8 protein-coding genes are annotated in these 11,615 nt (G+C 65.8%); 2 read left to right on the top strand and 6 right to left on the bottom strand.

All coding sequences use genetic code 11. The annotated features are described in order from the left end of the window. Positions 1 to 111 precede the first annotated feature (111 nt). Complete coding sequence (locus tag MFF30_RS25440; protein WP_238283018.1) at positions 112 to 2,133, bottom strand: caspase family protein; 2,022 nt, start codon at positions 2,131 to 2,133, stop codon at positions 112 to 114. A 929-nt stretch (positions 2,134 to 3,062) separates the two neighbouring features. Here MFF30_RS25440 and MFF30_RS25435 point away from each other — a divergent pair. Beyond that, positions 3,063 to 3,767: a GntR family transcriptional regulator gene (locus tag MFF30_RS25435; protein WP_238283020.1), complete on the top strand. Its 705-nt coding sequence runs from the start codon at positions 3,063 to 3,065 to the stop codon at positions 3,765 to 3,767. 243 nt (positions 3,768 to 4,010) lie between these two features. Here MFF30_RS25435 and MFF30_RS25430 read toward each other — a convergent pair whose 3' ends face one another. Beyond that, on the bottom strand, positions 4,011 to 5,516 hold the full coding sequence (locus MFF30_RS25430) for a tetratricopeptide repeat protein (RefSeq protein ID WP_238283016.1): 1,506 nt from the start codon (positions 5,514 to 5,516) through the stop codon (positions 4,011 to 4,013). A 14-nt stretch (positions 5,517 to 5,530) separates the two neighbouring features. Between MFF30_RS25430 and MFF30_RS25425 the strand changes: the two genes are divergently transcribed. Further along, positions 5,531 to 6,952 (top strand): M23 family metallopeptidase, encoded by a 1,422-nt coding sequence (locus MFF30_RS25425; protein ID WP_238283014.1) that lies wholly within the window; start codon positions 5,531 to 5,533, stop codon positions 6,950 to 6,952. A 15-nt stretch (positions 6,953 to 6,967) separates the two neighbouring features. On the opposite strand, the gene MFF30_RS25420 is transcribed toward MFF30_RS25425, so the two are convergent. From MFF30_RS25420 to tssH, 4 genes are all read right to left on the bottom strand, one after another. Further along, entirely contained in the window at positions 6,968 to 7,420 is a 453-nt protein-coding gene (locus MFF30_RS25420) for a hypothetical protein (protein WP_238283012.1), read from the bottom strand. Between the two features lie 114 nt (positions 7,421 to 7,534). Further along, positions 7,535 to 7,822 carry a hypothetical protein gene (locus MFF30_RS25415; protein WP_238283010.1) on the bottom strand — a complete coding sequence of 96 codons (288 nt, stop codon included), beginning with the start codon at positions 7,820 to 7,822 and terminating at the stop codon, positions 7,535 to 7,537. A 145-nt stretch (positions 7,823 to 7,967) separates the two neighbouring features. Next, positions 7,968 to 8,795 carry a hypothetical protein gene (locus tag MFF30_RS25410; protein ID WP_238283009.1) on the bottom strand — a complete coding sequence of 276 codons (828 nt, stop codon included), beginning with the start codon at positions 8,793 to 8,795 and terminating at the stop codon, positions 7,968 to 7,970. Between the two features lie 74 nt (positions 8,796 to 8,869). Continuing rightward, on the bottom strand, positions 8,870 to 11,614 hold the full coding sequence (gene tssH, locus MFF30_RS25405; RefSeq protein ID WP_238283008.1) for a type VI secretion system ATPase TssH: 2,745 nt from the start codon (positions 11,612 to 11,614) through the stop codon (positions 8,870 to 8,872). Position 11,615 lies beyond the last annotated feature (1 nt).

Below are 11,615 nucleotides of genomic sequence, written 5' to 3'. Positions count from 1 at the left end.
CGGATCGCCGTCCTGCGGCGCGGGAAACACCGTGCCGCAGGACGGCGATCCGTCGAGACGTGGCGAGTTCCGGATGAGCCGACACCCACACCCTCTCGCCCGGCGTCCCCCCTACTTCATGTCGAGGATGCCGACGCTGCGCCACTTCCGTAAAGCGGTTTCCATCTTGGCGCCGCCCTTGCCGTCGATCGGACCGCGATAGTAGCCGGCCTGCCTCAGCCGTTCCTGCAGCCGACGGATCGTGTCCGTCGACCACGCGGACGAGCGATGGATGATCTGGCTCGCGGCATCGCCAGAATCGGAGGCGACGCCCATCAGAAGCATGTCGGAGGCGTTGTCGGGGTCCTTCCGGACGCCCCGGCCCTCGTCCAGCAGGATCGCGGCCGAGACGAAGCCGCGCGGATCACCGAGTTCGGTCGCCTTGCGGAAATAGTTCAGCGCCGCGCCGTTCTCCTTCAGCACGCCCTGCTGGGCGAGCACGCCGAGGTTATAGGTCGCGATGGCCGACCCTGCCTCGGACGCCGCCTTCAGCAATGCCAGAGCCCGGGCAGGGTCCTTGCGCCGCCCGACGCCTTCCATCAGCGAGACGGCGAGGTTGATCGCACCGTCTGGACTGCCGCCGTCGGCCGCCTTCTCGTACCAGTTCGCCGCCTCCCTGGGGTCGCGCGGCAGCCCATCTCCGGTCTCGAACTGGAGGCCGAGGCTGACCATAGCGCGCAGGTTCCCGCGTCCCGCGGCCTCCTGGTAGAGCGCTACGGACTCGGCGCGCTGTCCCGCAGCGGCGAGCGCGCGCGCCAGCAGGGCCGTGTAATGGGGCATCTCGGGATGATTCTGGCGCGCGGCGCGGCACGCCGCGATTGCCGCGTCCGGGTTCCGGGCCAGCTCGGCGAGGGTAACGCCGGCGGTGTTGGCGGTCGCGTCGCGGGGATGCGTCGCGGAGCGCTCGCATAGGCTTTCGGGCCGGGCATCGGCATCCTCAGCCGTGGGAATCGACTGCAGAAGCTCCTGCGCCTCGTTCACGTGGCGCCCGTCCGGATGCCGGGTGACGTAGAACTCGACGAGTTGGCGAAGCCGGGATCGCTGCGCCAAGTCCCACAGGCGGTCATCGGAAACCCGGTCGGCGTCCGGCGTGCTCCGCAGCGTGCCCACGGTCGCGACCGGGTCGGCCGACGCCACCGTGATCATGGACTTGACTTCGTTGGCGTGGGGTCCGTCGGGATAGCGTGACAGGTAGATGCGCAGCAGAGCGGTGTCCCGGCTGGCGGCGGCGATTTGCCAGAGCTGCGTCTCGGGCGAGGCCACGGAGGCCTGACCGGGCGTGAAGTAGAACTGGCTCGTGAGCGACGAATTCTCCCACGGCACCTGGAAGCCCCCCGTTGCCGCGATCACGTCCTTGCGCACCGCGATCATCATCGAGGCGATGTCCTGGCCCCGGGTTGCGATGTGGCTGAGGAAGGCCTGGGCGAAGGGGCTATTGCGACCGCCTCCGTCGAACGCGACATTATCGGGCTGTGTTGCGTAGGCGAACAGGAAGCCGGCAGCGTTACCCATGCGGGCGAGGCCGTTCTGCAACCCGGCATCCGTAGTGCTCGCCGCACCGCGCAGGGGATTGTTGCGGCAGGCATCGAGAAAGACGAGGTGGATGCCCCGGCTGCCTTCCAGCCCCTCGGTGATCGAGCGCAGGTTCAGCGTGCCGGTTTCCACGTCTCCCCGGCTCTTGATGGTCGCATCGACGGGAACGAGGTAGTTCTGTCCGTCGAGCTGAAAGCCGTGCCCGGCGTAATAGACTACTGAAACGTCGGCGGTGCGAGCCTGTGCCTGAAACCGCTCGACGACGCCGCGCATGGCGTTTCGTTCAAGATCCCTGCCTTCGAGGACCGTGAACCCGCGCGCCTTCAGGGCGGCGGCGACGTCCTTGGCGTCGTTGGCCGGGTTCGTCAGGGCCTTCAGGTTGTGATAGCCGGTATTGCCGATCACGAGGGCGACCCGGTTCTCGGCCGAGGCGGTTCCCGCCGAGAACCCCAGGCCAAGGGCGACTAGGCCGGCGAAACCCAGCCAGGACGCAACGCGTGCCGGGACGCTGGCCGAGGTTGATACGGTCGGTCTATGCCAAGCGGATCGACGATCGTTCATCCGAGGTCCTACGCTAGAGCATCAGCCGGGCAAAGCGTGCACGGCGACCAAGGCACCGCGCGCCGAGAACCCAATCCAATGCCCTGATCTCCGGAATTCTCAGCATGTCCAAGATTATCCGGCAAGTGCAAGTGTCCGACGCGAAAGCGCGAGGCGATCGGTGCTGGCATTTGCCCTCTCGCGATCTCGTCTTTGGTGCCTCGGCCCAATTTTTCGCCTCGACTTCGTTGAGGACGAGGATCGATGCCCGTGCGACGAGGCGGAGATCGACGGCGCGATAGCGTGAGGGATTGAGAAGCGTCCGCAACCGGCGCTTCGTGCAAACTCGAAGCACGTCAGAATGCGCGTATCCGGTCATTCGAACGAGACCAGAGTTAGGTCTACCTCGTTCACCAGGGAGCGATCCGGTTGGGATCGGCCGCCGACAACAGGAGGTTCGCACCGTGTGGACCGCACGGCAATGCTCTCCGCTCTCGTCGGTGAAGCCCACGGCGGAGCCGGTCGTCCCAGCATGGGATTGGATCATCGCGGTCGAAAGCCCCGCTTGGCGAAACGAGGACGCAGCTATTTCGAGAAGGCCTCATCGCCATCGGCGAACATCTCATCGACCGCCAGTCCGAGCCCGTGTGACGCCACCGCCAGATTGAAGCCCTTTCCATCAAGCTGTACGATCAGAGCCCCTGCGTGGAGTGATTCACCAGGGCGTGGTAGCCGTGCTGCCAGCACGCAACAACAGAGTTCCCAACCACGAAGACTCGTGCCGGGCCTAACCCCTTCATTCCAGTTCTCGAACCTCAGAAAAAACCTTGGGCAAACCGACCTTACGTCTCATTCCGGAAGCAAACGTCGAAGCAAAAGAAAAGCTTGCTTTAAACCCCGCTGACCGCCCGTCGATCATGACCTATCTGCGACTGCGCGACGACACTGCTATGCCGTTGTACCAGCAGTTGGAAGAGCAACTTTTGGCACTTATCGAAACAGGAATTCTGTCGGTAGGTACCATCTTGCCGGCCGAACGACAACTTGCCGAAAGTCTCGGAGTCAGCCGGGTCACAATTCAGCGCGCCTATATTGCATTACGGCAACGCCAGCTCCTGATATCGCAGGGACGGAAGGGGTTCGTTGTTCGCGGAGTCGGCGATCAGATCCGTCCGGGAATGGACCGCCTGAAAGGCTTTACCGAGGAAATGCGAGAACTCGGGAAGGTGCCGTCCTCCAAAATCCTCGACCGCAGGGTGGTTCAAGACCGCTCGATCTCTTCGATTTTCGGTCTTCCATCGACGGCGCCGCTCCTGCGCCTCACCCGAGTGCGATGCGGGGACGACATCCCGATGTCGCGTGAGATCGCCTGGTACAACCTCGCTGCTGCTCCGGCTTTGGAAGAAGCCAATCTGTCTGGGTCGGTCTATGCCTGCCTCGCCGAAAAGTGCGGCGCCCGCCTCGTCAAATGCGAGCAGACCATCGAGGCGACGACGCCGACGCAGCAGGAATGCGAGCTGTTCGCGTTCGACGAGCCTGTGCCCTGCCTGCTGATCAAACGCCATAGCTTTGCCGGCGATGGGCAGATGATCGAGTACGTCGAGGGTCTCTTTCGCGGTGATATGTACAGCTACCGGCTGAAACTCAGCGGCTGAGCGTCCAGAGCTGCCGCTCCGTAAAACCGTATCTCGGCCAGTGTGATGTGTGTGCCGTGCACCTGCGACCAACCGGTATCGACTTCGTCGATACCGCTCCAGGCTCCGGCTCAAATCTGCCTGATCGTTCAAGCTGGCGGCGATACATGGCCCCGCGCCAGCGTCTTGGTATGGATCAAGCCTTGATAAAACCACCGGTTACAGTGCGTCGGCATGATCTTCGTACTGTCGCGTGAACGCAGATCAGGATCGCCGTGCGTTCACGACGAGACCCTGCACCGGATCGCCGCGCTGCATCCGAAGGGTCTGATGGTCGATGCCGATCTGAGTGAAGCCCGCCGCATCCAACATCTGCCGCACGTAATCCTCTTGATGTGCGTAGCGCCCGTGCGGGTTGAGGACGAAAGGTCGAGGGCCGGCATCGGCTTCCAGGGTGAAGATAAGGCCACCACCCGCCGTCAGGGCGCCTCGCGCCGCCGCCAGCACCGCGGCGAGATCGCCGAAATAGCAGAGCGTGTCGGCCGAGAGCACAAAATCGTAGGCGTTCTCGTGGGCTAAAAGGAATTGCGTGAGTTCCGCGTGAACCAGGGTGTCATAGCAGCCACGCTCGGCCGCCTGTGCCAGCATGCCCTCGGAGAGATCCACGCCGACGAGGCTACGCGCCCATTCCGCGACGAGCGGACCGCACAGGCCCGTGCCGCAGCCCGCATCAAGGATCGCCAGACCCTTGTCCGGCCGGCCGGCCATCGCCTCCAGCACGGTGGCCACGAGATCGGGCGCACGGTACTCCAGGCCGGACAGGCTGCGATCGAAGCTGGGCGCATAGGCGTCGAAGAGTTTTGCCACGTAGGCGTCGCTCGCTCGTGTCGGGACGTCGTCGCCCGAAATGGCGGCGCGCAAGTGGTGTGCGGTCACGCTGCCGGGTTCGTCCTTCAACCAGTCATCGATGATGGCCACCGCCTTCGCCCGGTCCCCGCGCAAGACATGCATGTCGGCCAGGAGCCGTCGTGTTTCCGCATTGCGAGGCTCGAGCTTAAGGGCGGTCTGGTGACAGGCGACCGCCTCCTCGAAGCGGCCGCGGCTCGCAAGCAGGCGGCCGAGATTGTCGTGCGCCTCACGATAGGTCGGATCGATCGCGATGACGCGGCGATAGGCGACCTCGGAGTCGTTGAATCGGTTCAACGTCCTGAGGGCGACGCCGAGGTTGTTGAGGATATCGACGTTCCGGGGTTCGATCTCCACCGCGCCGAGGTAGGCCTCCACGGCCTCTTCGAAGCGGCCACAATCGTTCAGGATGTTGCCGAGGTTGTTGCGCATTCCGGCATCGTCGGGCTGCAGGCCGATCGCGCGACGGATCAGGCGAAGTCCCTCCTCTGACCGGCCGGTCCCGTGATGCAGGACGCCGAGAAAATGCGTCGCATCCGGATTGTCCGGGACAGCCTCCAGGATGCGCCCGTAGATCCGTTCGGCAACGGCCATCTCGCCGGAGCGGTGGAGGCGTGTGGCAAGCGCAAGGGCGCTCGGAACGCTCATCGTGTGTGAAGTCGCGGAATCCCCGGTCGACGCAACGCCCCTGTTGGATTCGGCTTCCATGGCACCCTGCCGGTTGAGAAATCCGTTCCCTGGGTATAACCAAAACCGGTCCAGAATCCAGATACTTCGCTTTCGACGGCAGGTCCATCCTTGAGCAAGTGTGTCGGTGACTTCTACAGTGGTCCTCAGATCTTGATCCGGGTTGATCACAGCCACGGCGTCTCGCCTTCGTGCCTGCGCGTCGCCCGGTGGTGGCTTCCGCCGGGGCGGCACCGTCGCTGGGGCACGGTCCGTTGAAGCCGCCGAAGCAGCGGCGCGTCCCATCCGCTCAGACGGCGAAACGCGGCTCCCGCGTTGCCCGGCCGCGCAGCGGTGGCCGCGCGCTCTGGCTCCTCGCCCCGGCCGTCGTCTGGGGGGCGGCGGCCACCGGATACGCGATTGCCAATTACCGGACGGTCCAGCGGCTGACGGAGGAGGCAGCGCTGCGGCAGACGGCGCATGACGACAAGGTCCGGGCCCTGACCCGACGCCTCGTTGGCGTCGCCAGCCATCAGGTTCTCGAGGAGGAGGGCCTGTCAGGGCGCCTGGCCGACATCATCACGCGGCAGGTCGATCTCGAGAGCCGGCAGGCGCTCCTTGCCGCGATGGCGGAGCGGACGCTCGCCGATCGGGCGCAGACGGACAGGCCTATCGTCGACAGGACCACCAACGAGCGTGCGCTTCCCGCCCTCCCGCCGGCCGGAGCTTCCGAGCCGCAGGGCGAGCGGCCCCGACGCAGGCCGGATGGACGCGACGCCGCGCCCTCCGAAAGTACGCCTCCCGCCCGTCCGGGCCGCAGCGGCGGATTGCGCGACGACCCCGCGCTGGGCACGGCCCAGTTGATGACGCTGGCCGCGCGGGACCAGTTCAGCCGGATCGAGGCGTCGCTGAGCCGCGTCGAGACCGGGCAGATCCGTATCGTCGCCTCACTCACGGCGACCAGCAGAGCCGCCATCGGGCGCGTCCGCGCGATTCTAGCGGAGCTTCCGGTGCCCGTATCCCTGCCCGAACCGTCCGCATCGCCCACTCCTAATCCACACAACAACTTTGCGTCGGCGGTGGCCGTGGCCGAGGTCTCGCTCGCCGAGTCGAACCGATTGCGGATCGCCATGGAGGCTCTGCCACTCCTGGCCCCGATCGAGGGCGGGGCTGGCCTGACGAGCAACTTCGGCATGCGCTCGGACCCGTTCACCGGTGCCGCGCGGATGCATGCCGGGATGGATTTCCGATCACCGGTGGGGACGCCGGTTCGCGCTGCCGCTGCGGGCCGGGTGATCACGGCCGGGCAGAGCGGGGGCTACGGCAATCTCGTCGAGATCGACCATGGCCGGGATCTCGTCACCCGGTACGGACATCTCTCCAGCATCAGCGTCGCCGTCGATCAATCCGTCGCTCCGGGTACGACGGTCGGACTCGTGGGGTCCACCGGGCGTTCGACCGGGCCCCATCTTCACTACGAGACCCGGCACTCCGCCGCGCCGCTCGATCCGGCCCGTTTTCTCTCCGCCGGCCGGAAGCTGTTCGCCGCCACGGGCGCCGAGACCGCCTCCGAGCCACAAGCCATCATGTCCGGTGAGACGTCCGCCGAGATGCCCGCCGACGTGGCTGACTGAGTGCCGCCGCGCACCTCAGCACGCCGGCCGGTAGACGTCCGCGCCCGTGTGGGTTTCCGCGACCACGATGCCGGGGATGCCGGTCTTGGTGACCAGACGCCATTGCGGCACGCCGGCCCCGACCGGATACTGGTCCTCGTCGCGCATGGTTTCGTCGTGGCCGATGACGGGGATGACTTTCACCAGCCGGTTTCCGCCCGAGAGGGTCCACTGCGACGCGGCAATCGCCTTGAGTTTGTCGAGATCGTACCCGGTCGGCGCCGTGTATCGATGCTGCGCCGTGATCGAATAGGCAGCCAGGTCGAACTCCGTTAGGGCCGGCAGACGCATCAGCTTGATGAAGGCGGCACCGCGGGACAGGCGTCCCGCATGGAAGCCGAGGTTGCGCTCGACCTCCGCCATGCCCCGGCCGACGAGGAACTTGTCGAGGGTGATGTACCCATAGACATCGCGGCTGTCTCCGATCATGCGGACTGCCTCACAGGATGGCGCGGTGGCGATGTGCGACGCGAAGGCTTGCGAAGACCGGCGACGGTCTCCCTGCGAGATTCTTCCGTGACGGCGGGCTCTGCGAAGGCCGGGTCATTCGTCGGCGACGTCCCGGTACAAGGGACCCCACTCGGTCTGCCAGAGGCCATCGGGATCGACCACCAGGAGCGGGACCTTCAACTCGTTGGCAAGGCGGATCGCCGCGCGGAACGCTTCCTTCGGCGGCAACTCGCCCGAGGAGAAGTTCTTCGGAAGTTGGCCGCCGGTAGCCGACGCTGGACAGTTGACCACGCCGAAATTCCTATCGCCGTCGCGCGTCAGAACCAGCGTCATCGCATCACCGGGCGGCTCATCGACCTGTTCGAAACGATTGCCCGTCATTGCCCTCGCACTCCCCAGTCATGATCTAAACTGCCACAGCGTGGCCTTGGAGCAGGTCGCGCGGTTCGAACGTGGCATGCTACACATCCGGCAATACCCGACGATGGAAGAATCCCTGGATCTCAGTGGCCCCGCGACAAGCTATTCAATAGCTTTCGAAGGGCATGTATGACCCCATTGCGCCGTCCTTGCCGACGAAATACATTCGGTTTCCGCTCGCGCTCGGAACATAGACAAGATTTTTCGCGATCTTGGTCGCGAGGTCAGGTTTGTCATAGGCACTGACGCCGTTGCCGCCACTGGCTGCCTTGGCGCCGCTCGATTCCGCAACCGTCAAGTCGATCCGGTCGCCCTTCACCGTGATGCCCGCCACGGTGCCGATGTGGAACGCCTCTCCGCCGAGCTTGGGGTCCATGGAGGCCATATCGGTGTCGTCGTTCGGCATGTGGCAGAAGTGGATGATCGCATCACCGACGCTGATCTCGCCGGGGTGCTTGCGCCGCTTCGCCTTGTTGAAGTTCCAGAAGCTACGAGGGCTGAAGCCGGTCGAGCCCGTGACCGCCCGGCCGTTCTCCGGATGTCCGATCCCCCACAGGTTCGCGACGAAGCCGCCACAATCGATGCCGATGTTCCGGTCGCAATACGTACGCACCGTAGATGAATCGATCAGGTTGAAACGGCTCGCGAGCCAGAGCACATCTTGGATCTCGTCCGGTGCGCCCTTGCCCATGAAGACCCTCGCAATGGACAGCGTGCAGAACTCGTAGCCGCCCATCTCGAAAACGCCCTTCGGGGTCTTCTTCAACTCACCGGATATCTTTGCAAGCAGCTTGCCCTTCGCGGCCTGAGCCCGGGCCGATTGATCGGGTTTTCCATCCTGCAGGTAGTTCTTGATCGCGATCGTGGTGGAACTGCCATCCGCGAAGAAGGCCGGGATGTTCAGGTAGGTCCCTACGTATGGAGCAGGATTCATGGAATGTCCCTCCTAGCGATGACTGCCCGGACTTTTTCGGGGTTGTGTTCGCGCGGCCCCATGGAGCCCACCGATCAGGCTGCATCGACCTCCGTCGCTGGAGCCGGCTCCGCGGCGTCGCGCGGTGCCATCCCGGCTTCGGGCCGCGCGGTCCGGAAGGCGGCCTCGTTCCACGCGTAGGCGAACGTGCCGTCGCCCATCGTGACCCACACATCGGCCACGGCCTCCTTGGCCAGGGTTCGATTCAGGAACTCGCGGGAGAGCGCCGGCAGCAGCGTGTTCGTGATGATGTTGTCGATCATCCGGCCGCCTGAATCTGGGTCGTTGCAAAGTGAGACGATGTAATCGACCACTGCGTCGTCGTAGCCGAAGGACGCGCCGTGGTTCTCCGTGACGCGGCGGCCGATCCGGTCGAGCTGCAGGCGTACGATGCCGGCGAGCATGTCCGGGGAGAGCGGCAGGTAGGGGATGGTGACGATCCGGCCGAGCAGGGCCGGCGGGAAGACCTTGAGGAGGCTGGGACGTAGAGCCTGGGCGAGCGCCTCGGCATCGGAGGCGTAGCTCGGGTCGCGCGCGAGCTGCATGATCACCTCCGTACCGACATTCGAGGTCAGGATGATCAGCGTGTTCTTGAAGTCGATGCGCCGGCCGGTGCCGTCCTCCATCACCCCCTTGTCGAAGACCTGGAAGAAGATCTCGTGGACGTCCGGATGCGCCTTCTCGACCTCGTCGAGGAGAATCACGCTGTAGGGCTTGCGCCGCACCGCTTCGGTGAGACGGCCACCCTCGCCATAGCCGACGTAACCCGGAGGTGCGCCCTTGAGCGTCGAGACCGTGTGGGCCTCCTGGAACTCGCTCATGTTGATGGTGATCATGTTCTGCTCGCCCCCGTAGAGGGCCTCGGCCAGTGCCAGCGCGGTCTCGGTCTTGCCGACGCCGGACGGGCCGCAGAGCATGAACACGCCAATCGGCTTGTTCGGGTTGTCGAGCTTGGCCCGGTTGGTCTCGATCCGTTTGGCGATCCCCGCGAGCCCGTGGCTCTGGCCGACGACTCGCCGGTTGAGGATTTCGGGCAGGCGCAGCACTGTCTCGATCTCGTCCCTGACCATCCGGCCGACCAGAATGCCGGTCCAGTCCGAGACCACGGAAGCCACCGCCTGCTCGTCGACATGGGCGTAGATCATCCGCGCCTCGGGCTCGATCGCCTCAAGCCGCTCGGCGCAGGCCTTGAGCGCCGCGCGCCGCTCTTCCGGCTCGGCGGGCAGGCTCGGCGGGGTCGGGTTCGAGCCGGGCTCGAGGGCAGCGCCGATCGGCTGCGGCGCTGCGGACGCTGCCTGCGATGACGCGTCCTTCGAGAGGCCGGCCCGAAGAGCCTGGATCTCCTGCACGAGGGCCGTCTCGTCACGCCACGCGCCCTCGAGCCCCGACAGGCGATCGGCCAACGCCCGGCTCTCGCCGTCGATCGCCGCGATGCGTTCCTCATTGCCGGCTCCGAGATCCCGGTCGGCGACCAGGGCGGCTCGTTCCCCCTCCAGCGCGCGGATGGCGACCCGGGTATCGGCGATCGCGGCGGGGATCGCGGTCTGGCTGATCGAGACCCGCGCGCTCGCGGTGTCGAGCAGGCTCACAGCCTTGTCGGGGAGTTGGCGAGCCGGAATGTAGCGGTGCGAGAGCTGGACGGCAGCCACGATCGCCGCGTCGGAAATGCGCACACCGTGATGCGCCTGCATCGGACCGAGCAGACCGCGCAGCATATCGCAGCACTGCGCCACGCCAGGCTCGCCGACTTGGATCGGCTGAAACCGGCGCGTCAAGGCCGGGTCTTTCTCGATGTGCTGCCGATACTCGGCCCAGGTCGTCGCCGCGATGGTCTTCAGGGTCCCGCGCGCGAGCGCCGGCTTGAGGAGGTTGGCCGCGTCTCCGGTGCCGGCCTGCCCGCCAGCCCCGATCAGCGTATGGGCCTCGTCGATGAACAGGATCACGGGAGTGGGAGAGGACTGGACCTCGTCGATCACGGAGCGCAGGCGCTGCTCGAACTCGCCCTTCATGGAGGCGCCTGCCTGCATCAACCCGATATCGAGGGCACAGAGCCGGACGCCCCGGAGGGCCGGCGGCACGGCGCCGGCCGAGATGGCCTGCGCGAAGCCCTCCACCACCGCCGTTTTACCAACACCTGCCTCGCCGGTGAGGATCGGATTGTTCTGCCGCCGGCGCATCAGGACGTCGATGAGCTGACGGATCTCCTCGTCGCGTCCCCGGATCGGGTCCATTTCGCCCGCTGCCGCCTTCGCGGTCAGGTCCTGCGAGAAGCGATTCAGGGCCGTCTGGCCGGTGGCAGCTGCCGCTGCCCCCGGCGTTCCGGCCGCGATCGCCCCGGAACCGTCCATCGGGCGGAGATTCTCTTCCTCCGATTTGGCCCAGACCGTGCCGTGTTCGCCCGCCAGGGCATCGACCGGGATCTTGCCGAACTCAGCCGAGAGGGACACCAGGGCGCGCCGCAACTCGCTCGATTTCAGGGCGCCCACGAGGACATGTCCGGAGCGGATCTGCGTCTCGCCGAAGAACAGGGTCGCGTAGTGCCAGCCCCGGTCGAGGAGATCGATGATGGTGTTCGAGATGCCCGGCATCTCCGTCTCATTCCGGCGCAGCCCGTCGACGGAACGGGCGAGGTCGGCCGCGAGGCGGGCCGCGTCCAGCCCGTAGCGATCCACCGTCAGGGCGAGGTCGGTGTTCTCCCGCCTGAGCAGGTGGAGCAGCCAGTGCGCCGGCTCGACGTTGCGATTACCCGCGCCCTTCGCTTGGCGAAGGGCGCGGGTAATC

The organism is Methylobacterium goesingense, assembly GCF_022179225.1.
GTDB lineage: Bacteria > Pseudomonadota > Alphaproteobacteria > Rhizobiales > Beijerinckiaceae > Methylobacterium > Methylobacterium goesingense.
Note: the sequence above shows the minus strand (reverse complement) of the source record. Positions and strands in the feature narration are given on the sequence as shown.

What these genes read in the sequence shown, in the direction of transcription:
- MFF30_RS25420 (WP_238283012.1), bottom strand. Translation starts at nt 7,420, where the DNA reads ATGATCGGAGACAGCCGCGATGTCTATGGGTACATCACCCTCGACAAG.
- MFF30_RS25410 (WP_238283009.1), bottom strand. Translation starts at nt 8,795, where the DNA reads ATGAATCCTGCTCCATACGTAGGGACCTACCTGAACATCCCGGCCTTC.
- MFF30_RS25440 (WP_238283018.1), bottom strand. Translation starts at nt 2,133, where the DNA reads ATGAACGATCGTCGATCCGCTTGGCATAGACCGACCGTATCAACCTCG.
- MFF30_RS25415 (WP_238283010.1), bottom strand. Translation starts at nt 7,822, where the DNA reads ATGACGGGCAATCGTTTCGAACAGGTCGATGAGCCGCCCGGTGATGCG.
- MFF30_RS25435 (WP_238283020.1), top strand. Translation starts at nt 3,063, where the DNA reads ATGCCGTTGTACCAGCAGTTGGAAGAGCAACTTTTGGCACTTATCGAA.